Source organism: Arthrobacter ipis (genome assembly GCF_014694315.1).
GTDB lineage: Bacteria > Actinomycetota > Actinomycetes > Actinomycetales > Micrococcaceae > Arthrobacter > Arthrobacter ipis.
Window position 1 is genome coordinate 1 of the sequence record NZ_JAAOXD010000007.1, and the last position, 24,887, is coordinate 24,887.

At 61.6% G+C, this 24,887-nt stretch carries 17 protein-coding genes and 1 pseudogene; 8 read left to right on the plus strand and 10 right to left on the minus strand.

Going from position 1 to position 24,887, the window contains the following annotated elements:
• Both G9E11_RS15045 and G9E11_RS15050 read right to left on the minus strand, forming a co-directional pair.
• Nucleotides 1-712, minus strand: a 712-nt coding sequence (locus G9E11_RS15045) for a pyridoxal-phosphate dependent enzyme (protein WP_190607142.1), incomplete at its 3' end; no start/stop codon positions are given.
• Between the two features lie 537 nt (nt 713-1,249).
• Nucleotides 1,250-2,560 (minus strand): ISL3 family transposase, encoded by a 1,311-nt coding sequence (locus G9E11_RS15050; RefSeq protein WP_190607144.1) that lies wholly within the window; start codon nt 2,558-2,560, stop codon nt 1,250-1,252.
• Between the two features lie 103 nt (nt 2,561-2,663).
• Here G9E11_RS15050 and G9E11_RS15055 point away from each other — a divergent pair, with 103 nt between their 5' ends.
• The 3 genes from G9E11_RS15055 (at nt 2,664) to G9E11_RS15065 (ending at nt 5,607) form a co-directional block, all read left to right on the plus strand.
• Nucleotides 2,664-2,891, plus strand: coding sequence for a hypothetical protein (locus G9E11_RS15055; RefSeq protein WP_190607147.1), 228 nt, complete (start codon nt 2,664-2,666; stop codon nt 2,889-2,891).
• Nucleotides 2,892-3,215: 324 nt separating this feature from the next.
• Nucleotides 3,216-3,524 carry a hypothetical protein gene (locus G9E11_RS15060; protein WP_190607149.1) on the plus strand — a complete coding sequence of 103 codons (309 nt, stop codon included), beginning with the start codon at nt 3,216-3,218 and terminating at the stop codon, nt 3,522-3,524.
• Between the two features lie 217 nt (nt 3,525-3,741).
• Complete coding sequence (locus G9E11_RS15065) at nt 3,742-5,607, plus strand: glycoside hydrolase family 15 protein (protein ID WP_190607151.1); 1,866 nt, start codon at nt 3,742-3,744, stop codon at nt 5,605-5,607.
• On the opposite strand, the gene G9E11_RS15070 is transcribed toward G9E11_RS15065, so the two are convergent.
• On the minus strand, nt 5,604-7,931 hold the full coding sequence (locus G9E11_RS15070; protein WP_190607153.1) for a toll/interleukin-1 receptor domain-containing protein: 2,328 nt from the start codon (nt 7,929-7,931) through the stop codon (nt 5,604-5,606). The two genes, G9E11_RS15065 and G9E11_RS15070, sit on opposite strands and share 4 nt — an antisense overlap.
• A 467-nt stretch (nt 7,932-8,398) precedes the next feature.
• Here G9E11_RS15070 and G9E11_RS15075 point away from each other — a divergent pair, with 467 nt between their 5' ends.
• From G9E11_RS15075 to G9E11_RS15085, 4 genes and pseudogenes are all read left to right on the plus strand, one after another.
• A complete protein-coding gene (locus tag G9E11_RS15075; protein WP_190607155.1) occupies nt 8,399-10,045 on the plus strand; it encodes a zinc ribbon domain-containing protein in 1,647 nt (548 codons plus the stop codon).
• 3 nt (nt 10,046-10,048) lie between these two features.
• Nucleotides 10,049-11,653: a serine/threonine-protein kinase gene (locus tag G9E11_RS15080; protein ID WP_190607157.1), complete on the plus strand. Its 1,605-nt coding sequence runs from the start codon at nt 10,049-10,051 to the stop codon at nt 11,651-11,653.
• 60 nt (nt 11,654-11,713) lie between these two features.
• Nucleotides 11,714-12,214 (plus strand): annotated as a pseudogene (locus tag G9E11_RS21185) (FHA domain-containing protein); the annotation flags it as partial.
• Between the two features lie 24 nt (nt 12,215-12,238).
• Nucleotides 12,239-13,930 (plus strand): ATP-binding cassette domain-containing protein, encoded by a 1,692-nt coding sequence (locus G9E11_RS15085; RefSeq protein ID WP_311764407.1) that lies wholly within the window; start codon nt 12,239-12,241, stop codon nt 13,928-13,930.
• A gap of 67 nt (nt 13,931-13,997) precedes the next feature.
• On the opposite strand, the gene G9E11_RS15090 is transcribed toward G9E11_RS15085, so the two are convergent.
• Nucleotides 13,998-14,387, minus strand: coding sequence for a hypothetical protein (locus G9E11_RS15090; protein ID WP_190607161.1), 390 nt, complete (start codon nt 14,385-14,387; stop codon nt 13,998-14,000).
• Nucleotides 14,388-15,325: 938 nt separating this feature from the next.
• Here G9E11_RS15090 and G9E11_RS15095 point away from each other — a divergent pair.
• Nucleotides 15,326-15,742, plus strand: coding sequence for a hypothetical protein (locus tag G9E11_RS15095; protein WP_190607163.1), 417 nt, complete (start codon nt 15,326-15,328; stop codon nt 15,740-15,742).
• Between the two features lie 38 nt (nt 15,743-15,780).
• On the opposite strand, the gene G9E11_RS15100 is transcribed toward G9E11_RS15095, so the two are convergent.
• The 6 genes from G9E11_RS15100 to G9E11_RS15125 form a co-directional block, all read right to left on the minus strand.
• On the minus strand, nt 15,781-16,458 hold the full coding sequence (locus tag G9E11_RS15100) for a response regulator transcription factor (RefSeq protein ID WP_190607164.1): 678 nt from the start codon (nt 16,456-16,458) through the stop codon (nt 15,781-15,783).
• Nucleotides 16,455-17,963 (minus strand): sensor histidine kinase, encoded by a 1,509-nt coding sequence (locus tag G9E11_RS15105; protein WP_246468983.1) that lies wholly within the window; start codon nt 17,961-17,963, stop codon nt 16,455-16,457. Before G9E11_RS15105 ends, G9E11_RS15100 begins: the two co-directional genes overlap by 4 nt.
• 1,017 nt (nt 17,964-18,980) lie before the next feature.
• A complete protein-coding gene (locus G9E11_RS15110; RefSeq protein ID WP_190607168.1) occupies nt 18,981-19,520 on the minus strand; it encodes a GNAT family N-acetyltransferase in 540 nt (179 codons plus the stop codon).
• A gap of 282 nt (nt 19,521-19,802) precedes the next feature.
• Nucleotides 19,803-20,993 (minus strand): patatin-like phospholipase family protein, encoded by a 1,191-nt coding sequence (locus G9E11_RS15115; RefSeq protein ID WP_190607170.1) that lies wholly within the window; start codon nt 20,991-20,993, stop codon nt 19,803-19,805.
• A gap of 384 nt (nt 20,994-21,377) precedes the next feature.
• On the minus strand, nt 21,378-23,534 hold the full coding sequence (locus G9E11_RS15120; protein ID WP_190608306.1) for an amylo-alpha-1,6-glucosidase: 2,157 nt from the start codon (nt 23,532-23,534) through the stop codon (nt 21,378-21,380).
• A 683-nt stretch (nt 23,535-24,217) separates the two neighbouring features.
• Nucleotides 24,218-24,712, minus strand: coding sequence for a hypothetical protein (locus tag G9E11_RS15125; protein ID WP_190607172.1), 495 nt, complete (start codon nt 24,710-24,712; stop codon nt 24,218-24,220).
• Nucleotides 24,713-24,887: the final 175 nt, after the last annotated feature.

A 24,887-nucleotide genomic window follows, 5' to 3' on the forward strand; every position in this document is an offset into this window, starting at 1 on the left:
CATCGATCAAGGACTCGTCGAGCTGCGGCGGCCGCACGCTCATGCCCAGTCCCGGGATCAGGCGGACGGCCGGCTGGCCGCCGAACGAGACCGATCCTGCGGCGTCGACCGCGACAATCCGGACATCGGGCCGGTGCTCACGGAAGTACCGTGCGCAACCCATCAGCGTCCCCGTTGTCCCGGCTCCCACAAACAGCACATCCAGTTCGGGAAACTGATTAGAGATCCCGGGGGCAGTCCAGCGGTAGTGCGCTCCCCAGTTGCCGGGATTGGTGTACTGGTTGAGCCAGATGTACCGCCCGTCGGACGCGCACAGGTCCTGCACGTGGTTAAGCCGGGCCCCGAGGAAGCCGTCGACGGGATCCGGTTCGGTGACCAGGTCCACCTGCGCCCCGAGCGACTCCATGAGCTGCCGAGTTGCCGGGTTGCAGCGTGGATCAATCACGCACACGAACCGGTATCCCTTGCTGGCCGCGATCATGCTGAGCGCGACGCCGAGGTTGCCCGAGGAGGACTCCACGAGGATGGAGCCGGGGCCGATCAGCCCACCCCGCTCGGCGCGCTCAACCATCTCCCGCGCGGGCTTGAGCTTGATTGAGCCAGCGAAATTAAACCCCTCGATCTTCAGATAGAGGCGGCAGTCCAGCACCCCTTCCAGGTCGACGAACAGGCTCTGCTCGTTGAACAGGTGCGGATCCTTGATAATCGGCATGTTCTTCCTCGTTCCCCTGCCATGAGCCTGGCCAGGGTTGGGGATGTTCCTGCCAGCTTGTGTGTAAAGGGTGGTTGTGTGTAAAGGGTGGGAGGACATCTGCGTCCGGACCCGATCACTTTTCAAGAAGAGCCGCGCACAGCGGCAAATACGGAACACTGCGGCCACCGCAATGGCCGTTGGTGGCCGACGTCGCCGCTTGAGCGGCGGGGGCTGCCGCCAGGCGGAAAGCGCTCCGACACCTAGTGAGAGGCACCTGCAGCCATTTTGGTAATCAGTCGGCGAGGTTTGGCAGGGGAAGGTGTTGCTGTTGCAGGAGTGTGATTCTGAAACATTTGAATTTCCAATCTTGAAAGGTGATATTCGACTTTGTCAGACCCGGCGTCCATCATCTTGTGGCGATCTTTCTTGTGGGCCTTTGGTGCCGGATCTGTCTTTTGATCCGGTAAATCAATGGTGTGGTCTTGTTGTGGTGCACGCTTCCGTGCTGGCACGGTTTGAGGACTTGGATCTCTTAGGCACCCCCTGTTGAGGGGCTCATCGCATTTGAGGGTGTAGCCGGCGTCTGAATCCGCCGGTCTCGAGGAGCGACCGGGCAATGTAGTTGGCAAGGTTCCGGAAGCCGAGGGCGGAGCCCCGGAGGTGTTCGAGCCGGCCATTGAGCGCTTCGGTGGGCCCATTACTGGTGCCGGGCCGGTCAAAGTATGCGAGCACGTCCCCTGCACGGCGTTTCAGCGTTCGGCCGAGCGTAATGACTTCGGTCAGCGCAGCGGGAACGCCGGTGCTGACCGCGTCGATCAGTGCTTGCATGAGCTGTTTCCCGCGGGTGCCGTCAGGTTCACGGTAGGCGGCGATGACGCGCTGATAGATGCCCCAGGTCGCTTCGACTTCGGCATGGTCGTCGGCAACGAACAGGGCCTCCAGCCTGTCCTTCTGCTTGTCGGTGAGCAGATCGTGCCCGGCGTGCAGGGTCCGGCGGGCGGCGTAGAGCGGGTCCACGGACCGTCCGCGGTGTCCAGTGGTTTGCTGCTGAACGCGCTGGCGGCACCTGTCCAGGGCGTTGCCGGCAAGCCGGACGACGTGAAACGGGTCCATGACCTCGACCGCGTCCGGGAGCTCCTCGGCTGCTGCGGTCTTGAACCCGGTGAACCCGTCCATCGCAACGACCTCGATCCCGTCCCGCCAGGCCTTCGGCCGCCCGGCAAGCCAGGTTTTGAAGACCTGTTTCGTACGGCCCTCGACCATGTCCAGCAACCGTGCCGGGCCGGTCCTGTCACGGACCGGGGTGAGGTCGATGATCACGGTGACATATTTGTCCCCGCGCCGGGTGTGCCGCCAGACATGCTCATCGACGCCAATCACGGCGACCCCGTTGAACCGGGTCGGATCCTCGATCAACACCCGCTTGCCCTCGGCAAGGATCGCGCTGTTCGCGGTATGCCAGGACACGCCCAAGCCCTCGGCAACGCGGGCGACGGTCAGGTGCTGGCACACGATGCCCTCCAGTGCCCAGCGCAGCCCGCGGCGGGAGATCTTCGCCCGGGGCTGGGCGGCTTTGGAGATGTTCTGCCGCCATACGCGGCCGCACCCGGTGCACTTGTAACGCCGGACCCGCACCAGCAGAGTCGTGGGCCGCCAGCCCAGTGGTTCGTGCGCGAGAGGCCGTGTGACCGTGCCGCGGGCGATGCCCTGCGCACCGCACGAACGGCACCAGTCGTCAGGATCAACGGCACGGCATTCCAGCACCGCCCGGCCAGGGGCGAGAAGCTGGCCGGCAGCTTCGAGCCCAAGCTCATCGAGGCGGCAGAACGTAGTCAGGTCAGGAGGCAGGAAGGTAGCGTGGGACACGTCGAGGTCTTCCGGATGGGCAGTGTAGGAACTTCCATCATCGGAAGACCTCGACCCCTACCCGGGAACCGACGCGCCCATCCTGGCTACACCCTCAAATGCGATGAGCCTGTTGAGGCGGGGGGTCATCGACTGTTGGCCTTACGAGTACCTGTATCCGCGCAGGACCTTCACTGAGGAGACCGCCCAGGTCCCGCACCACGCATGGTCCACACAGCGGCTCCGCGCCGCGCTGCTGGCTGCCGCAATTGGTTCAGGACGGGCCGCGGCGGAGGCTGCCCCCTTGTTCGGTGTCTCCTGGTGGCTGGTCCATCGGATTCCGCGGCTCTGACCCTGCCCCATGTCGATGCCCTGCACCGCGGATGCTCGGCACTGATGAACACCAATACCGGTCAGTGCTGCCGCGGCGCAGGGCAGCACGTCCGCCGGGCCCGTCCCAGCAGTGGACCCAAGGGCCTCATACAACCGCGTTCATTCAGGACGATAAACCCGCGGCCTACGGGACGATGGGCCATCCAGGCACAGGCAACGAAAACGACGCATCCGGGCGTGGCCATGAAGGAAATTTTTCGGAGATCCAAAGACAGGCCAGATTACCCAACGGTGACTCGGCAACAGCCTCCATTGGCAGATTCCTCCGGCAACTCAGAGAATCGTGCCAACCGCATCTCCGTCTGATGAACGCCTCCGGCGGCAAGGGCGCGGTTCTTTTTACTTCCCAGAGGAAGTCCGCCTAGGGCAATGGATCCATTATGTCCTTGTCATGAAATGCCGGTCCAATGCCAATGCCAATGCCACGAGTGGGATTTATGTGAACGGCTACACCAAGATGTATCGGAATGGCATTCCTGCGAACCAAAACGATCTGAATTATCGCGGCACCTGCATTGTGCCGGATCGCGGCAGCGCGCCATTCCCCGTCGGCACGGGCGACTTCAATTCCCTTTTCCAAAAAGTTCTATAGGCCGCGTACTACAACGTAATGATCCGGTGAGACACCGTAGGCGGAAGCGAAGGTGTTGCCACAACGCCTAAGGCGGCCGTTCGCCGACGAAGAAATCGAGCGACCTGGGCGCCGGGGGGCTAACCGACCGCGGGCAGCCGAGATTTCCGCTGTCGCCGCTAGATTGCGGCCGGGAATTTAGCTGCGTTGTACCGTCCGTTGTGGTTGAGTTAGGGGCATGACCCGACCGATCGAGGAATACGGCTTCATATCCGATCTTCGCACCGGGGCGCTAATTTCCCGAACGGGCAGCGTTGACTGGCTCTGTTTGCCGAGGTTCGATTCTGAATCGGTTTTCGGTGCCTTGGTCGGAACCGAAAGCCATGGTCGTTGGCTCCTCGCACCCTCTGGCGGCGAGGAGCGGAATGAAGGGCCAGCGAACGTGGCGCGCCGATACAGGCCCTTCACATTTATTTTAGAAACTCGCTGGAGAACCGGCAGCGGTGAAGTTTTGGTCACAGAATTCATGCCGATCGGTGGAAGCGGCTCTACCTTGGTTCGCAGAATTCAAGGGCTAGAAGGTCGCGTTCTGATGCGCCAGGAACTGCAGCTGCGGTTCGGGTACGGAAAGATTCTGCCCTGGGTCCATCGAATATACGACGACGACGGAGAGGCGTTGCTGGCCGTCGCCGGGCCCCAGGCTGTCATGCTGAGGGCGGAAGTTCTCCCCCGCGCCGCCTCCGATTATTCGCATATTGGGACGTTCCCTGTGGAAGCTGGTCAGACCATTGATCTGCAGCTGCATGCTTTCGCCTCCCACGAGGTTCCGCCGGCGGTTGTCGACGTAGACCTGGCGCTGCAGACGACCGGCACCTACTGGAGTAGATGGTCCAGCAACTACGTTTCACAAGGTAACTACGACGAGGAAGTACAACGCTCGCTGCTCGTCTTGCGCGCGCTGACGCACGAGATGACCGGGGGCATTGTGGCTGCCCCCACGACATCGCTGCCTGAACAGTTCGGCGGCCAGCGCAACTGGGACTACCGATATTGCTGGCTACGTGATGCCGCGTTGACCTTGGAAGCCATGATGACCCATGGCTTCCAACAGGAGGCACTGTACTGGAGGAACTGGCTGCTGCGAGCAGTGGCCGGGGACCCGCGCGATCTGCAAATCATGTATGGCATAGGCGGCGAGCGGGAGCTGCCGGAGCGGGTCCTGGGTCACCTGCCAGGTTACGAGGGATCCGGCCCAGTGCGAATTGGCAATCGGGCGGTCTACCAATACCAAGGCGACGTTGTTGGTGAAGTCATGGTGGCCCTGGCGAAACTCCGCGAGCGTGGCGTGCATGAGGACCACTTCTCCTGGCCGCTCCAGAGAAACATGCTTTGGTTCGTCGAAAAAAACATCAACCGTATGGACCACGGCATCTGGGAAATGCGCGGCGAGCAGCGGTTCTTCACTCATTCCCGTGTCATGATGTGGGCCGCAATGGATTGTGGGGTCAAGGCTGTAGAGGAGCACGGGCTTGAAGGCCCGGTCACGCGGTGGTCGGAAATCCGGGAGCAGCTCCGCGCGGAGATCATGGAGCAAGGTTTCAACACCGAAATAAACTCCTTCACGCAGACCTATGGGGACACCGAAGTGGACGCGTCCCTCTTGGTTCTGCCGCAGGTAGGATTTCTGGCCTACGACGACGAAAGAATGCTCGCCACGGTGTCCCGTCTGGAACACGACCTGCTGGACGGGAGCGGCCTGCTGGTTCGCTATCGAACTGAAGCCTGCCCCGATGGGCTTGCGCCAGGGGAATACCCGTTCCTTGCCTGCTCCTTCTGGCTCGTTGAGCAGTACGCCCGGTCGGGCCGGGTGCCGGAGGCAAAGACGCTTATGGACAGGCTCATCGCTTGCAGCAGTGACCTGGGGCTGCTGAGTGAGGAATACGACACGACCGGCAGCCGAATGGCAGGAAATTATCCGCAGGCATTCTCGCACCTAACCCTGATCAGGGCTGCCGACGCTCTGAACGGTGCCACCGTGTGGGCCGATGCGAAAGGGGCCGGGGAATCACATGCGAGCGCGGGGCCTTCGGATCTTCCGTCCTAGTCGCTGGTTTCCCGAGGGACCCTGGGTCCCACATCCCGAAACCAGACCGTTCGTTCGGCGCCATTGGAGACGAGCCGCCGGGCGTCCAGGTGGAAGGCGGCGCTGTTCAGTAAACCCTGATACCCCGGCACCTGCTTAACCACGTGTTCCGTCAAAGCTTGCGGGGCCAGGATCTGTTGCATCCTGCGCGTCTCAGATGGCAGCCGTAGCGCGCTTGCCCCGCAGGTGCGCGCCGAGGCCTCTCCTGCTGCGATAGTGGCACGGACGAAGCCGGTTACGGCAACTGCCGCTATCAGAATCACAGCAATGAGGACCGCTTTCAGCACGCGGGCGCTTTTCCGCAGTACCGTTGCCTGCATCTCTGCGGCTTCCTGCTTCTCTCTAGCGGCCTGAAGCTCGGCTCGTTTGGCCGCGACAATACGTTCGTTCTCCCGCCTTCTAGAGGCTATAAGGAAATCCCGGGCAGCCTTCAGGCGGTTGCGGAACCCAGGCTTCGAGGCCAGCACCTCTGCACCAGTCAGCCTGACACCCTCCAGCAACCAGGCGTTTCCGCGGTGGCTGTTTTCCCATGCCGCAGCGGCGCGTTCAATATTGTCCGCTTCCTTGAGGTCCTGTCGTTCGTTGGCCAGCCAGCCAGCCAGTTCCTTCCACTGGCGCAGCAAACTTTCGAGAGCCACCTCAACGACGGCCTCGCCACCACGAATGTCTTTAACCAGCAGGCGCCTGGCCACCAAGAGATCAATCAGCCACCGGGCCTGCGGCGGAAGGTCCGTCAGGCGCGCCACGCGGCGCATGGGCTGATCATTGTCCGGGTTGATGGTCGCCAGCCAAGGAATAAATGCCGTGTGCAGTTGCTCGAGCTGGGCCTGACGCTCGATGGGATCCCGAGCGATCACCGTGTCTATTTCTGTCTGCACAACACTGTTCATGCCGCCAATGGCCTCGTATCCGTTCAAGGTCAGTTCCCCGGACCCTTCGAAGTCGGCATACAGTCGGGCAAGGGTTAGTGAGAGTAATGGCAGAGTGTCCGCACCCTCCGCTGACTCAGCAAGAAGCCGGTCGACCAAATCGGGCTGCACCCTCAGGGGCCGGCCGGCCGCCGTAGTCCGTGCGGCTGGTCCCAGGATGACTTCCTTGAACTGGGCCACGGGCATCGGCCTGAGTTCATGGAAAACTCGGGCGCCGACATCCGCCAGTGCCGGCGCAGTTTGCATCATCTCGTACCGATCCGCCCGGATAGTGGCCGCAACAAACAATGCGGGCCCGGGGCCGTCGTCACCGCTGAGTAACAGCCCCAGGAGTTCTAGAAACTGAGGGGCCTGGGGTCCGGCGTCCACGTTGAAAAGCTCCTCGGCCTGATCCAAGGGCAACACCAGGGTGGGCTGGGGTGTTTCGCCTGTCTCCGTGGGCAGGTGGGAGGCTGCTGCCTCTCTCGCCTCCGCCAGCCACTCCCGGAGCCGATCTGGGTCTTTTGCAAGGCACGCGTCCTTGATTTCGGCCAGTGAAGGTCGATTCAATCCCACACCGCGTCGCAATGCATGAATCGAGTGGGCGAAACCCTGCTCCCCCGTCAGCGCGTTACGCTCGGGGCGCATGATCTCCGACACCACAAAGTGTCGGTCGTCCCGTTTTAGGCGAGGCAGCAAACCGGCCCGCAGGAACGACGACTTACCGGCGCCCGAAGGACCCAGAATCATGAACAGCGACTCGATACCGGAACTGCGCATCCCCCGCAGCTCATCTAAAGCGCGGATAATCTGCCCGTCGCGGCCAAAGAACACTGCAGCGTCCGTTTCCTCCAGCGGCTGCCAGCCCCGGTAAGGCGCGCGGTTGAGATCATTTGTTGGTGGCCACACAAAGTGTTCCGCTCCGATGCCCGCCTTCTGAAGGCCTCGGCGCAGCCGCTGCAAACCCTCCGTCTCGAATGTGACAAATCGGTCGGCGCCGTCCACCGGAATCTGTGTGGTGGGACCGTCTCCGAAAAGATCGCAATGCTGCCATTCTCCAGTAACGCCCGGTTCCGTCGAAGGCTCGAGCCGGGCGCACAGGATCAGTTTGTTCAGCGACTCCGCCGTCCTGAACTCGGTCCTACATTCGGCTGATGCCTCCCAGTGCCGGGACAGCAGGCAAATCACGGCCTCGCACCGCGCATTGGAGCGTCGGAGCGCTTCCTTCCAACGCTCGCCGGGCTGGATACCGGTTACCGGATCCAGATCGAGAAATATCTCGTCCGTTAGGCCAGCGTCCTGCTCGACCAGCCACCGCTTCAGCGCGATGGCCTGATCCGTGTCCCGGCTCGAATGGCTCAGGAAGATGCGTGACATGCGATCGCCCCACTACAGCACTTGTATCCGCGCAGCAGCAACTTTCGTGAACAAGGGGAAGCCAGGCTTCAACCTTGCCTGTAAATCCGACGGCCGCTGCGTTTCACCCACGGACAGTAATAGTTCAGAGCACGGCATCCAGGGCCGCAGGTGCGGGCCAGTGCGTCGCGCGCCTCCTCCGACCGGGGGAGGCACAGGCTCGATCCTCCACAGGCAGTAGAGCGCAGGCCTTCGCATGGCGTCAATGGTGCACCCGGGGAGCATTCCACTGCAATGATGGGCGGCACCCGCTTACGAGCCAATCGGTGTCTTCCGATGTATCGCGGTGCGTGTTAGCCTCACCCATATAGTTTCATGCATACGGTCTCACCATACGGTCTGGATAACCCCTGACCGGCAATGGAAGGGGGCTAGCGGCAATGGGAACTGTGAACTTCAACAGAACAACCGTTGTGAGACTCGGCATTGTGCATTCCTTGGTCTCGCTGCTCAAGGTCCTGCTTGCTTTCGTCGTCGCGGCCGGCGTGACGGGGGCCAGTAGCCCCGCCCCTTCGCCAACCGCCACCCTCCAAAGCGGCATGGAGGGATCAAAGGCAGCCCTCGTACGAATAGAACTAGTGGCAGTGGCGGAGATCGCGCACATCGACGCTTCCACTGGAGTAGCGATGATTTCCCAGGGGCGGTCCGTCGTGCCGCTGAAGTCCGCCACGGGGATACTGCTGTCTGCTGACGGGGTCGTGGCCACCACTTGGGAGAGCCTCACGGTCGACGAGGACGCTGTCGCTGTCTACTCCGCGAACGAGTTGTTTGCCAACGTGATTCACGTACCCATTGTCGGCAACAATGGGAACCCGGCGATTCGGGGCTCCACGCCTGACCCCCACTGGGGGCCGCACCTTCAACACTGCTACAAGAAGGTGAGTCACTGCATCCTCTTCCGGGTGCCCCAGTACCACGTGCACACATACACGTCCAAGCCAGGAGACGTCATTGCCGAGTTGCTTAACAAGCCGTCCAAGCCAGACGACGTCGCGCTTATTCGAATAAGCGGAGGTGGTGCGGCACCAACCGCCGCGCTGGCTACAACCGCCGCGGCCAACATCGGCGGCGTCCTGCTGGGCTTCACAAAGCGTCCCTTAGCGGCGGTTTCTCCGGCTGAGTTTCCAGCTACGGTTGACACGGCCGGCAACCGCATTCGGTTCGCGACGGATCTCGCCGGGTCACTGCGGGACGGCGTGGCCGGCGGTCCGGTAGTCGATCGGGCGACAGGACAGGTTCTCGGTCTGGCGGGTTCGCGCCAACCTGATGGAAAGGCCACGCTGGTGCCGGCCGCGGCCATCAAGGCCGCGTTAGCGAAGGCGGGAATCCAGGTGTCGCCTTCGCGGTTTGACGCCGTTTTCCGTCGGGGCATCGACCATCTCGCGGCAGGCAACCAGGGCGGGTCAGCGGAAAGTGCGCTTCAGGAGTCCTTGACGTATTTCGACTCCGCCTTGGCAAGGAACCGCCTCGCCGAGGCCCGTGCGCAAGGTGCCACGCGCGCTCCGGCGAGCCAGGCGCAGACGGCAGAGGACGCCGCATCGGCGGCATCGTTGCCCGGGCCACTTCTAGCCGTCCTCGCGGGCGCCGTGATTCTGGCAGTCATCGGGGTAAGCGTGGTCCTAATGCGGCGGAGGGCTGCTTTCGCCACTGCCCCCGGCGCCGGTGGTAGCCCTCCCGTGGCCTCGGGCTCGGGCGCTCCAGCCCCGAAGCCGTTGAGGGCTGGGCCGCTGGCGCCGAGCCATTCCCGAGCGAGCGTCGAGCGGACCGAGCTTACCAAAGTCGGGGACACCGATGAGCGGGCCGGGCCGGGTAAATACCACTCGGGTCGAACTGACGCGGGAGAGCATTTCAGGCCACCGCAGTCGCCGGCGGCCATGCATTTCGCAACACCTCCAGCCTCGGGCTCGGGTCATAACGCCAACGACGGCGCACGTCCGGGCGCGGGCGGAACGCGTTATGCAGGCCCGCTTGCACCCCGTGCCGTGAGCGAGGTATCGGCGTTCTGCTTCAGGTGCGGCCGGCAGCTTCAGCCGGAATGGCAATTCTGCGTCGGTTGTGGTCAACGGATCGGATGAATCATGGGTTTGAAGCCCAACTACCTCGATCCCGGAATGGAACTGGCCGGCTACAGGATTGAGTCGATGATCGCCCGTGGCGGCATGGGTGTTGTGTACAGAGCGTTCGATGTCCAACTCAACCGCCGCGTTGCCCTTAAGCTGCTGGCACCAGAACTTGCGGCGAACGACAAGTTCAGGCAACGCTTCGTCCGCGAATCCCGGCTAGCAGCGTCCGTCGACCACCCGAACATTCTTCCTATATACGGGGCGGGGGAATCATCCGGGTTGTTGTACATTGCCATGCGCTACGTCCACGGTACGGATCTAAAGGAGGAACTGGACACCCGCGGCGCACTTCCACTGGCCGAAGTGATGCGCGTCCTTGCAGACACCGCCTCCGCCTTGGACGCCGCACACGATGCGGGCCTCGTACACCGGGACATCAAGCCAGGAAACATACTGCTTTCCGACGATCAGGTGTATGGCCACCGGCACGTCTACCTAACCGATTTTGGCCTAACGAAGCGCACGTCGTCCGCCACCGGTGTAACCACTGCAGGCCACTTCCTTGGTACGTTGGACTACGTCGCTCCCGAACAGATCCGGGGTGACGACGTTGACGGTAGAGCGGACGTTTACGCGCTGGCCTGCGTTGGATACGCGTTGCTGGCTGGCCACCCTCCGTTTGATTACGATGACGACTCCGCCCAGCTGTGGGCCCACATGACGGAGGAGCCACCGCTACTCTGCGCGGAGCGGCCGGAGGTCCCCACAGTGATCGGACTCGCTATTCAGGCCGGCATGGCAAAAGACCGGGAAGAACGGCCCGCCTCGTGCGGCGCCCTCATCGACGCTATGGATACCCTTCGAAGTCTGCCAGCATGGGAGCCCGTCGCCGCGAACAGCGTCCCCGCCAGTTCCCCGGAAGTACAGCCCGCCGCCACGGCACGGCCCACTAAAGCACCATCCGCACGCCATCGAGGGCCGGTCCAGAGGCGGCTACTCGTCCGGTCCGCAAGGCGGGTGCGCCCCTGGATACTTGGCTCGTTGGTGGCCGCGCTCGTCCTGATCTTGGCAGCCGTGCTGATTCTCCCGCAGTGGCCCTCCGCGGACGAGCGAGTGACCTTCAGCACCCAGGGAGTCCCTTACACGCTCCAAGTCCCCAAAAGCTGGACATCGCGCAGCGGAGCGGAGGGTGACAGTGCGGTCAGCGTGCTGTCTCCTGCAGACGTCACGGCGCTATTCGCTGACGAGCCAGACGGGCCTGCAACCGTTGCCCGAACCGTAACCCAGGACCCGGCCAGTGTCGTGGGGCTTACCATCTACCACCAGGCCTCAGTGCTAAGCGCGCAGTCTCCGTCCGCCCGGGTCAGTGCCGCCGAAGCACTTCTTCCCGGCACGGACGCCCGGTTGGTTGATCGTGGGACCGCAACCATCGGGGAGGTCAAGGGCCAGGTCATGGAAGGGACGCTTCCCCTGTCGTCGTCAGCGATCCTGCAAGTCCGTGTCTGCGTCTTGGAGACGGATAGCAGCCAACTCCTCGTGTTCTTCGCGCCGTCTTCGCTCTTCGAGAAGAACACAGGGATTTTCGATAAGGTCGCTGGTTCCCTGCGTCGGACAAAATGAGGCGAAGCCATGACAGAGCGCCCGACTCCATACAGGAGCGAACCCTTGCTCCACATCCGCATGGACGGGCACGATTGGAGCTTTCCGCCTTCACAGGAAATTGAGATAGGTAGGGGCCAGCACGCCGATGTGCGCCTCAATGACGAACGCGTCAGCCACGGGCATGTTCGCATATGGCACAACACAGACGGTTGGTGGGTGGCCGACCAGACCAGCCGAAACGGTACCTGGATTGTGGGTGCGGAGCAGGCCCTCGACCGGCCCGTACCGCTTCAGCCCGAGGGCCTACGATTGCGCCTTGGCGCCTTGGACGGACCTGAACTGCTTCTCACTGCAGAACCGCTGCACGAGCAAGGAACGCAGCGTGTCCTCAGCGTCGGGCGTTCGCGATCTTGTGACATCGTCGTACGCGACCCGCTGGTGTCTCGACGACATGCCACGATAGCGATCAGCGAACAAGCAGTTCTACGCGATGAAGGCAGCTTCAACGGGACTTTCCTAAACGGGGACCGTGTGGACGGCGAAGCGACACTCCGGGTTGGCGACCAAATCAGCGTGGGTTCCAGCACACTGGTTTGGAATGGCGTGCAGATTGCGAGCCCTTCGCCTCACCGTCCAATCTTCAGTGCCCGCCATCTGGAAGTCACCACCAGAGCAGGTGACCCTCTACTCGACGACGTGTCAATGAGCGTGGCCGCGGGCACACTTGTCGCCGTTATCGGCCCCTCCGCCCCAGCAAAATCAGCACTTCTGGGCGCCGTGACAGGACTGCAACAAGCATCCCGCGGACATGTGACATGGAACGGTCGAGATCTCTACGCGGAGTACGCACAAATGCGCTTTCTCGTGGGACTGGTGCCGCAGGAGGACATCCTTCACCGTCAGCTCTCGGTTGGGCGCGCCCTGCATTTCGCGGCTGAACTGCGCCTACCGCCCGACACGAGCACCACAGAGTTGGAGGAGCGGGTTGGCCACGTCCTTACAGAGCTGGACCTAACCCAGCACATGAATCAGCGGATCGACTCCCTATCCTACGGTCAGCGCAAGCGGACGGCGATCGCTTTGGAGATGCTCACCGCCCCCCAACTCCTGTTCCTGGACGAACCCACCTCCGGACTAGATCCCGGACTGGACAAGCAAGTCATCGGCAGCCTCCGCACACTCGCTGACGCCAGCCGAGTCGTGCTGGTGGTGACCCACAGCGTCCCAGTCTTGGACGTGTGCGACCGTGTCCTGGTCCTGGCCCGGGGCGGACGAGTAGCATTTTTCGGGCCACCCGCTGAAGTGCTCCCGTTCTTCGGCGTGGACAACTACGCCGAAGCCTTGGCGGCGTTGGAGGACCAGACGTGGCCAGGCCGTTATGCGCTGGCACCTGCCCGGGACGCCCACCTGGCGGGTACCACGTCCGCAGCGGTTGCGCTTCCTGCGGGCGACTCGCCCCCGCCGCCACGCGCCGCTCCTGGACGCCAGCTATGGACACTGGTCCGCCGCAACGCGGCGGTCGTTGCGGCTGACCGGCTAACCGTCGTTCTTCTCATCGGCATGCCGGTGGTGCTGGGCCTGATGGCACTTGCTATTCCGGGCCAGGCAGGACTCTCCGTCAACGAGGCCATGGGCGATCTTAAACAGATTCAACAGCGGCTGATCGTACTCGTCGTCGGGGCCGCTCTCATGGGTGCGGCGCTCGCAATACGGGAGTTGGTTGTAGAACGGCCCATCTACCGGCGGGAGCGGGCCGTCGGACTTTCCCCTGCCGCATATCTGCTCAGCAAAGTCTTGGTTCTCGGAGTGCTGGTCGCCTGCCAGTGCGCGGTCTTCACCATGCTGGCGCTTCTTGGACACCCAGGTCCGGACGACGCCCTCGTCTTGGGTAACGGACACATCGAAATTGCGGCGGCGGTGGCGGCTGTTGGCATCACCATGACAGTAGCCGGCCTTGTCGTCTCAGCCGCTGCCACATCGACGCTGCAAACCATACCAGCACTCCTGGCCATGGTCACGGCTCAGCTCGTTCTGTGTGGTGGGCTGTTTGCACTATCCGGACCCGTCGGCTTGGAACAAGTGTCGTGGCTGCTGCCTGCGCGCTTTGGGTACGCCGCCACAGCCGCGACCACAGGCCTCCAGAAGCCGCCTGTAGCCGTAGCAGACCAGCTGTCCGAGCCAACGGCCCAGCAGTGGCTCATCGACATTGCCTTTCTGAGCCTCCAGGCCTTGGCATTCCTCGCATTGGCGGCCTGGGCACTGCAACGCTCAGCAACCCGGAATGCATGGAAATAAGTTGCAGCTGACCCGCCCGACGCTTTTCTTTTCTTGTTCTGCTGATCGACTAACCAGCCGTGAAACCTCATTGGTCCGGTTCGTAGCGTGAATTGAATCTTTCCGCGGTCATGGCGTAACCGTCGGTCCGGTCTTCGTTGTTAAACACGACGACGTCGCCCTTGTTGTAGCTGGTGCGACCCTCCTTGGTGGCCACGCTGCCCGCTTCATGGGCAAATTCAGCCCAAACGGGGGTGGATTTAACGTAGGCACCTCGGCGGATCTGGCGATAGGTGGCAGCGAAGACGTCCGCGTCGACGGTGTGGATGTCGCCGTCGTCGTCCACCAGCCAGTCACCAGGCTTGCACTGCTGCTCTCCGCCCCACTTGCGGTAGCTGAACCCAACTGTGTCCAGGCGCAAAGGAATTGCGACGACGTACTGGTCCGGTAGACGTCTGTAGCGGCGGAGCTCGCTCATGAGTCGTCCCTTCCGTTTACGCCGGTGGCACGTCAAAAACCGTACCAAAATCAGTGTCCCGCACATCCTGTGCGGCGGCCAGCCTGCCCAGCCGGTGCAAGACCCCTCATATTGACCCGGGCATCCATGGCGCTAAGCGCGGTGGTGTCCATTGCGGCAAGGGTTCCGTCCAGTCTCCGGAAACTCTGCGGCCGCAGGTCCACGTTATAACGCAGATAACTCATCACTGGCGCACCATTCAGTAGATCGCACTGCAGCCCGCCCAGTTCGCGATCGATGTTCCTCGCGGTTGGGCTGGCGGACATCCACTGGAGCATTGTTTCCCGCAGCACCGCGCAGTCATGCAAAGCACAGATTTCAGCGCCCGCAGGGTCGCTTGCCGTCAGTTTGGCCTTATTGACGGTGGGATCGGCCGCAAGGACTGACCCCGCCATCGATGAAACTGCCAGTCACGGGGCCCACATTTCGTCCGCGCCAGCGACCCCGCGGCGACGCTCAATGAGGTGACGCTCGCTGATAGGGCAGAGACCTACGCGATCTTCGACCCCGGAGCCTAAGTACTCTTTGTTGATTTTTTGATAATCGCAGGCGCTCCTGAAAAGGATGTAAATGGTTGTTGCTGCAGCGGCTTACCACACCTGGGTGCGACAGCACTTCGTTCCTTATGAGTTGTTTGCCGTACTTGGTGGGTTTCAATACCGGGAACCGTTCTTCTCTGGAACCAGCACCACCAGAATGCGTCAGTGCACTCTCTCCTCGCTGCCGCGCTACCACTGCCAGTGCGATTGACAGTAAGAGCCGCATTGTCTTTTCGGCCAAAAATGCGTACTGGCACGGATGCTGACCCGGCGCGTCCCAAGGCACTATCGACATATCGAACGGCAAGGATTTACCGACAGGTTCCTTGGCCAGACCTCAGCAGTACGAAGGAGTAGTCAATGTTGTCCACAACACCTGCACCGGTCAGTGCGATCCACCTGGCGCTTTGCACGGCTGCAGAGGATTCCGCTTTACCCCTGTACGGTGACTGGACCGCGGGACAGCTGCAGGCTCTGGCCGAGATGGACAAGCGCGTCCAGAGGCACCCGCAGCACATGCTCGCCCGGATGGCCTTGGCCAACCACGGGAATTCCTCGAGCCTCGAACGGATCAGGGCCAGCGTGGTGCGATCGCTCGGAGGCGCTGCGGGCACGCATTACATCGTGGCCGCGCTGCACCTGGCATATCTGGCACTGGCGCTGCCTCATGCACTGTCCGCAACGCAGCGGTCCCTCCTCCTGGCCCCGCTCAAAGCGGCCGAGATGGTCAGAGACGCCACCGACGACGTTTCAGCGGAAGCGGAAATCGCTGCCTGATAGGGCATTTCCCACGCCGAACCCACAGCCCCGGCGGACTATTCGTCACCCCGGCGCAGACCGCCGCCCCGAAGGTACGTGAGGACGGCAAGCACGCGCCTGTGGTCGTCGGGTTCAGGCCTCAGGTCGAGTTTGAGGAAGATACTTCGGATATGGGCCTCCACGGTCCGCTCCCCTAGGAAAAGTGACTTTCCTATTGCCTGATTGGTGCGCCCTTCGGCCATCAGCTCAAGGACGCTCCGCTCCCGGCTCGTGAGGTCATCTCCTGGAGCGTAACCTGCATGTGGGCGGGCCACGAGCCGTGTGACAAGATCAGGGTCGATGGCCGTGCCTCCAGCAGAAACACGCTGGAGTGCGTCGACGAATTCGTCAACATCAGACACGCGTTCCTTGAGCAGGTAGCCCAGGCCCTTGGCTCCGTTCTTCAGGAGTGACATCGCGTTTTCCGTCTCCACGTACTGGGACAGCAGGAGAACACCTGTCTCGGGGTACCTGCTTTTTATGGTTTCAGCGGTCTGGATGCCCTCAACCGTGTACGTGGGAGGCATGCGGATGTCCACGACGGCGACATCGGCCCCGTGTGTGTCAATCACGTCCAGCAATTTCGCTCCATCGGAAGCCTCGCCCACGACTTCCAGTCCCTCCGACTGCAACAAGGCGGACAGTCCGCGGCGCAGCAACGCCGAGTCATCAGCGATGGCAACACGCAGTGTCATGGCAGGTCACTTTCGGGGTCTGTGGAGAAAGGGAGGACGGCGCGTAGCGTCGTACCTTTGCCAGTAGGACTGTCGATTGACAAGGTTCCGCCGAGCGCCGCGGCACGATCGGCAACCCCCAGCAGTCCGCCGTCGGGGCTGGGCTGCGCACCACCAATGCCATCGTCCGCTATCTCCATTCGCATCTCACTTTCATTTGCGTCGATGCAGATTCGCACCGAGGACGCCTCCGCGTATTTAGTGGCATTGGTGACGGCTTCGACGCAGATGAAGTAGGCGGCCAACTCCACGTGAGCCGGCAGCCCGCTGCATGAACGGAGGTCCAGCTCCACCGGCAATGTTGACCGCTCGGCCAGCGCCGTAATGGAGCCCGCCAAACCCCTTTCCCGTAACGAAGGGGGATACACACCCCTGGCCAATTCGCGCAGTTCATTAAGAGCATCCGAAAGCTCGGCCCTTGCCTGCTCGACCAGGCTTCGTAATTCCTGAGGATCTGTCGCGCGTTTGGCTCGCGCAAGCTCCATGGACACCGCCACCAGTCGTTGCTGGGCGCCGTCATGAAGATCCCGTTCGAGCTGACGACGCCGGGAGTCTCCTGCCGTGACGATCCGCTCCCGGGACCGGCGGACCTCAACGAGCTGCTCCCTGAGCTGTTGTTCCATCTGCTGGTTTTCCAATGCCAGGGAAGTTGCGCTACGTACAGCGGCAAGCAGTTGCGGCTGGTCTTGGAGGGCGCCGTCAAAAACCAAGGCCCCTACCGGCGTTCCGTGACGCTCCAACACCATGGAGGCGCGCCCGTTTGAACCGTCCGGCAACGGCTGTGGGACTCCCGCTGTGTCTACAAAAGACGCCTGGTCAGGTATCCAGCGGAGCAGTATGAGGGTGGGATCATGAACGGATCGGCGAAGCGCCGCCACCAGCCTGTCACTCATCGGAGCCGAGCCGACTTCGACCATCAGATCGCCCAGCGTGCCCCGCGCAAACCTATAGCGCCAGAGCCCGAGCAGAACTGAGAGCGGCACAATTGCCGTGGCCGGATATTGCCAGAGCAGCGCCTCGATGGACAAAGACCCTGACAGCTGGATCACTGCCAGCGACACCCATACGGTGGCCGCCGTCTTTACGATGACCGCAAGCCAAAGCGGCAAGAATGACGACCTGTATGCTTTCGTGCCTGCACGCCACCGACCGACGAGAACCACTACGATCGCAACTCCCACCGCAATCTGGAACGTGCGGATCGCATTACCAAGTGTGGTCATGATCTCCGCGCTGTCCCATAGAAGCAGCAGGTTCCGGGAGGTGGATTGTCCCACCGCAACGTGCAATCGCGGGTCAAAGAACGCCCAGCCCAGAACGGAGGCCACCAGCCAGGAACCGAAGAAAAAACCGACCGCAGCCTTCTCGGCCCTGGTACGCAGGACACCCAAGGGAAAGCTGAGAGCCAGATGCAGCAAAGGCGGCTGATACATGAGCGTGAGTGTCACCCCGAGCGTGAAAGCCAAAGGGTCACTGGAGCGACGTATACCCGCGGCCAGCCACAGCCAGCCCGCAGCGCACAACAGCATGCCAGGGTTCCGCGTCGGCCGGCTCCGCCAGGCGGTGATTCCGGCCACCACGAAAGCAAGTCCCACGCCTATAAACAACGCCAACTCAAGAGCTGAGAACGGTGCCCGGTTCGGGTGCTCCCCCCATCGGACCACGCCTTGAGCATTCAGGCCTATGGTTCGTGCGGGATCTTGAAGTGCCGTGGGGGACCAGTCAACAGAAGCCAAGACAAGGACCAGGACACCTGCGGTTACCCCCAACACACAAATGAGCTGGCGTGGAGTCATTGCACTTCCCCTCGAACCTGGCCTGGGGGCGGATGCATTATGGTGAAGACCAGATCCATGGCCTCAGCCAATCTCCCTGCTGAGATTCCCCTCAAAGAGGACCGCTAAGAGAAGACTTATTGCTAGTTGAGATAACGGAGGGAGCAGGCCAACTCCGTATTTTTCGCAGGCACTTTTCCTGAGCCCGGTTGCAGAGACATAACATGGCCAACCTAGTCGGCGGTGACTCAGTTGTACCATCGGGTGCCAGGCTCTGCAATACACCTATTCACGGGTCGGCGGTGTTTATGAATGTACTACGCGCACCGGAATCCAGATCGCGGACGGGAATTCTCAGCAGACCCTGGTCTTCCGGAACCGTCGCACCCTGATAGGTGCTGGCAATGCAGCGGACCAAGGCGGGCGCTGACTGGAAATGTGTGTCCTCCGTCAGGATTCCACTGCTCGGCGAAGCCTTCGGTTTGGTTCAGAGTCAGACACAAACACAAACTCCTCCAGCCCGTTCCATGTGCTGCCGGCTTGGAATATGGTGAAGGCCAGCTGACGGCGTTGCGTTCATTGGGCCGGTATTGATGAGTTGAGTGCTGACCCGCGCCTCCGGCGTGCGCAACGTGCGACGGCCGAGTCTGAGCCGTCGTTTCCTTCAGGGCTGGTTTTGCCTTGAGTGTCCTGCTCGACGCGGCTGGCTCATAAGTCCGCGGAAACCCCGACCGCTTGGCCGGAGGTCGCCGCGTGAGTGCTGCGGACCATTCGGACTTCCCGCACGTCGTCCTCGATCTTGACAGCCCCATCGGCGACAAAGCCATTCTTTCGGTAGAAGGCTTGTGCTCGCGGATTAGGATCGGCGACCCACAGCGCTGCAGGTGCGCCAGGGGCGATGACTGCATTGAGGAGCGCAGCGCCGACCCCCGCCCCATGAAACGCCGCATATACGTAGAGAACATACAGCTGCTGCGGCCCCGCCGCGTCATCAAGACAAGGACCCGCCATGGCTACGCCTATCAACGTGCCTCCGTGCGAAGCGACCGCGACCCTGTTCTGTTCAAACTGAGAATCGGTCAGCACTGCATTCCAGAATTTTTCGCGCGAATCCAAGAGCCCTGGATCATCCAACACGCCGTCGCTCATCAACCCTCGGTAGGTTTCACGCCAGGTGTCCACATGAAGTCTCGCCACGCCGGGTGCATCCGAAGCCACAGCGCGACGCACCTCAAAACTGATCGCCATTGGTCCGCCTAATACCGCTCTAATACCGCTCTAGAACCCTCTCGAAAAATCGACGCTCACTAACGCATCCCGACCAGGAAGCCTCCCACTGAAACTGCGTCGAGAGAGTCAGAAGCGTCGGGCATTGCACCCGTTTCTGCCAGCACTCTGTTTCATCGACAACGTGTCTGAGTGCAGACGGTGTATCCACTGCCATTACAAGCCCGCTACCCGCGCGCTGAGACGGTTGCCGCGGCGTGGCCTGGCTAACAGCGTATCCTCCTGCAAGGTCTGCACTGCTGTTCACCGCGCCTCTTGCGAACCGTCCACAGGGGGCAAGTCAAACACTGTGCCAAAATCGGTGGCCCGCAGATCCCGTGATGCGGCCAGCCCACCCAGCCGATAGAGTACTTCCATGTTCCCCGGGGCATCCATGGCACTGAGCGAAGACGTCGCATCCATTGCTTTGAGGGTTCTGTCCAGGTCGTGGACGCCCTCCGGGCGCAAGTCCACGTTATAACGCAGGTAACTCAACAGCGGGACACCGCTAAGAAAATCACCGGCTAAGTCCCCCAGTTCCCGGTCAATTGTTCTCGCAGTCGGGCTCGCTGACATCCACTGCAGCATTATTTCCTGCATCACCGCACAGTCCTGCAACACTGACACCAGCGCCCGTACAGCGTGGCTGGCGGCCAGTCTTGCTTTACCGACAGCGGGATCAGCCGCTCCCGTACCAACAGACACGAGCAGCAGTTTCTCTGCGCCGGTCGCCCAACCCACGCGGTAGCCTTCCAGAGTGGCATACATCAAAGCCTGCAGTGCCGGGTTATTAAACGGGCTCACGCCGCCATCAACGAAACTGCCCGTTGCCACGGGCCCGCTAGGACCGCCGCTGATGCTGATGGACTCTGGCGCGAAATAGAACGGCGCCGCCGTTGAGGCCCGCACAACCTGCCACAGCGGATAATCTCCGTTGCCCATTCTGCCGTTGGCCCCGGCAGGGAAATACCGGCCCCGCGGGTTGTTGCTCACCGGCCAGGGGCTACCGCTATCCAGACGCTTGATGACGACCAGCAACCCAGTGAGTAACTCTTGGCCGCCCAGCGTGGTGTCCTCACCGAAGAGATCCTTGAGTTCGGAAACCAGAGCCTCCTCGTCGTATCTGGCTCGTAAAGAAACCTGCCGTAGGGGGCTACGTTTAAAGACCTGACGCCCAAGACTGAAATACTTTTCCCTGACCTCGCCCACGCTTCGGCCTTGGGCAAGAGCCCCAGCGATGATCGCCCCAGTTGACGTTCCTGCAATCAGGTCAAAGTAGTGGCAAAGACGGAAACCCTCGTCGCAAGCGTGGCGTTCTCGCAGCAAGTCCTCAATTTTTTCCAAGATCCCAAGGCTCAAAATGCCACGCAAGCCTCCACCATCAAGTGCAAGAATGCGCTTCGGTCTCCCCTCATAAAGGAAATGATCGTCCCTGCTCAGGATCTGGTATGCCATTTAGCTCCCCTTCCCTTGCTTGGCCTGGAGCGGACGTCCTATCCGACGCCCGAAATACGCCTGCTGGGATTCCAGCATCCTTCTTGTCTTGCCGGCCCAGCGTCACCGTCGAGCGAGCGCTTATCCGTTCATGCGACGCTTGAAGATTGAGTCGACCGCCCGGTCCATGTTCTCGCATGACACTCACGCGGACTTTCTGTCGCGATCTTCCTTGGTGTCCGCGGGAAGAGACGTGACTACTAATTCTCCCGAGCACCAAAGATGCCTGTTGCTAATACGGAAGGGCTGATGCTTTCAGTAAAGGGATGCACCGACATGTCTCGTATTCTTGAGTCACTGGAGCAGGGACACATTGCGCGTGGGTGAGTCCCGGCGTCGATCCGCCTAGGCCCTTTCACGCTTTCTGGCATCTTCCACAAGGTCAGCGGCCCACGGTCGGTAACCGTGCCGTAACACCATGCCCTCCGGCAATCCCCGGACTGTAGCGGTGGAGCCGGAAACGTCGATGGTGATCCGACCGTTGGCCATAGGAGCATTGGAAATGTGCACGTCCCCGAAGGATTCCGGGAGGAGAGGATTCATCCAAAGTCCGCCAAGCCCAACATCGGCGTAGTAGCCCATCAAACTCTTGACGAGCATGATGGGCGAGGTGGCGGCCCAGGCCTGCGGCGAGCACGCCGTCGGATAAGGCACGGGCTCGTCGAACTGCTCGCGGCTGAATCCGCAGAATAATTCGGGCAACCGTCCCTCGGAGTACTCGGCAGCTTCCAACAGGGCCGACGCAATCCGTTGCGCTTCCGTGTTGAAGCCGTAACGCAGCAGCCCGGCCACGATGATCGCATTGTCATGTGGCCAGACCGATCCATTGTGGTAGCTCACGGGGTTGTACGCGCCCATGTTGCTTGCCAAAGTCCGCACTCCCCACCCGCTAAACATCTCACGGGACATCAGCCGTCCAACCACTAGCGGCGCCTTGTCTTCGTCGATAAGTCCGAACAACAGGCAGTGGCCCATATTGGAAGCGCAGGCGTCGACGGGTCTCTTCTTCGCATCCAAGGCGATGGCGTAATAACCACGGTCGGGCAGCCAGAATTGTTCGTTAAACTGCCTCTTAAGCCGTGATGCACGGTCCCGGTACTCGACGGCCAAATCCATGTCGCCGGCGTCGCAAGCCAGCCATGATCGCGCAAGGTAGGCACTATAAACGTAGGCTTGGACCTCACAGAGGGCGATCGGTGGCTCGGCCAAGGTGCCGTCCGCGAAATTGATCCCGTCCCACGAATCCTTCCAACCCTGGTTGATCAGTCCCTGGTCGTTGAGCCGGCTGTACTCAACGAAACCGTCCCCGTCTTTGTCGCCAAAATTACGGATCCATTCCAGTGCCCTATCCACGTGGGGCATCAAGGCAGCGATGGTTTCTGCGGCGAAGCCCCAGCGGCTGACTTCGCCGAGTAGGGCAACGAACAGCGGCGTGGCGTCTACGCTTCCGTAGTAGGCCGATTTTCCACCCAAGTCCAAGTCGCTGGAGACATCGAGTCTGACCTCGTGCAAGATCTTTCCTGGCTCCTCCTCGGTCCTCGCATTCACTGCGCTGCCTTGACGGTCGGCAAGCGTCTGGATTGTCCCGATGGCCAAAGACGGGTCTACCGGCAGTGCCATGATGGAGGCCCACAGGGAATCCCGGCCGAATAGCGCCATGAACCATGGCGCGCCAGCAGCTACGACATTCCGCTCCGGATGGGCGGGATCCTCAATCCGAAGTGCCCCCAAATCGTCGTAGCTGCGCCGGAGGGTCCGTGCGATTGAGTGGTTACCCATGTGCAGGATGGGAATCTTGGAGACCCATTCCTGCCGACGCCGGTCCTGGGGGGACACGCCGTCCCCATTAGGATGGGCAAACACAATTGGGGAGCCAGCAGGCTCCGTTATCGGTGTCACGGTCAGGACCGTGGTCCAATATCCGTGGGGGGGTACTTGCACTCGGTAGCTAACGGCTTCCGGTGTGATGTCTGCCCCGGGTGCCCGGACCTCAATGGCCTTTTGCACGTCCTGACAGAACGCTCGGATGGTCAGGGACTCGCCGGCTGCCTCCAAGAGCTTCTCCCAACACCGCTGGATGCGAGCCTCCTTCACCTCAAAAATGTCCGCGAAGTCGACCTCGACTTGGAGGGTAACCATGCAGTCGACAGGAGCAGCTGAGTAGTTTCGGACGGTGATCTGCTCGGAAATGCCCGCCCCTATCTCGCGGATTCGTTCGACGATCAACGGGCTGTCGGTTAAGCCGCCGGAGCCGCGAACGCGCCCGACAATAAGGGCACGGTGTGGCTCCTTCGTCTTGGCAGCCAGCGGTTCCAAAGGCTCACCATTAACGGTTAGGACCCACCGCGACAGGACGCGGGTGTCTTCGAAGAAAACCCCGTGCGGTTGCTCCGGCTGAAGATCGCCGTTTGCCGCGGAAATACAAAAGGATGAGCCTTCCACCAAGGTGAGGGTACCGGCGCCCAGAGGCCCGGCCGCCGTGTCAGCATTCCATCCAGCCATCCCGGCTCCTTTTTGGGATTTCTTCAGTTGCGCGAGTACTCCGTCATGAAGCGGCCAGTCGCGCAGCGGCCAGTTCCGGCCTTCATTGTTCAACTGAGGCTACGCCCCCGTATCAAGTGATGCCAGAGAGGATGCATTGACTCACAAGAAAACTCCGTGGGGCCTTTGACTCCCTGGCGGGCCGACGTGCGCAAAGGAGTTAAGGTTGGCAACGTCCCGTCGCGAGGTGTGACGAACAATTGACATAGTCATACCAGGCCGGCAATTGTGTCCGGAAGCCACCGATTTGGCACTCTCGACGAACTTCCGTTGGGCAGGGCGTACCCGCCTTGATATGGCTCGTGATGAATGACGATAAGTCCTCTACGACGTTCGTCTGCGACCCGGTGCCCCAGGATAAGCCGGCGCCGCTCCGTTTCGTACTCGTACGGTCCCGCGACCATCGCGAGTTGGAGGCGCTTGGGGCACGGGAGGGATCTACCCCGTCCATGATCAGGAGCAGTTTGATGCCCGGGGGTGATCTCCTGGGCGGTGTCTACGACGTCGAATGGTTGAGCCTGCCGACGGGATAATTCTGTAAAGCCAAGTTTCGCCCCCAACGTTAAAGAGACCCAAGGTCCGGATGAAACTTCCGGACCTTGGGCCTTTGGAGGAGCCGTGGCAGCGGCTCGACTGGATGGACCTCAGTTCGACATTGGGGTGACGGCGCTGTAGTACCAGCCGGTGTACTGGGACCACACTCCGTTGCTGCCTTCCTGGTAGGAAACCCGCTGGTACACCTCCTCGTTGCCGATCTCGCCGTCCACCAGGGTGCGGACGTTGTGGATGGTCACGGTGCCGCTGTACTGGTTCAGGTGCCGAGTGAAGTAGGACGTTCCAAGGTAGTCGTCACTGTCGGGCCAGTCATCTTCCTCCCAGCGCTGCTGAGCGATGTAGATGTAGCGGTCCGTGTTGCAGTAGACCCTCAATTGGTAGTCCACCAGTTTCACGCCCGAGGAACTAAACCCGGCGAAAACCGGCTTCAGCGGGCTGACCGAGCAGCCGTAATTGGTGCCGGCCGCCTGCGCTGGAGCGGCCAGGGCGAATGGTGCCGCGACCATGCCCAACGCGAGCGCGGCGATCGTGGCCAGCTTGCGGGCCGAGGGGCGTGACTTCTTGGAAGGGGATCCATTGAACAAGGGTGTACTCCTAAATGAAAGGTGCGGTTTGGGGAGGTGGTCTGCCCGGCTGCGGGCTCCGGATCCGCCGAAGTTTTTCCGTGCGTTCCGATGTATCTATGGTTGATCCGCGCACCGGTTGCGCACATCCGTGCTAACACTGATTTCCACGGGCCTGTCGTTTTGCAGGGAACCC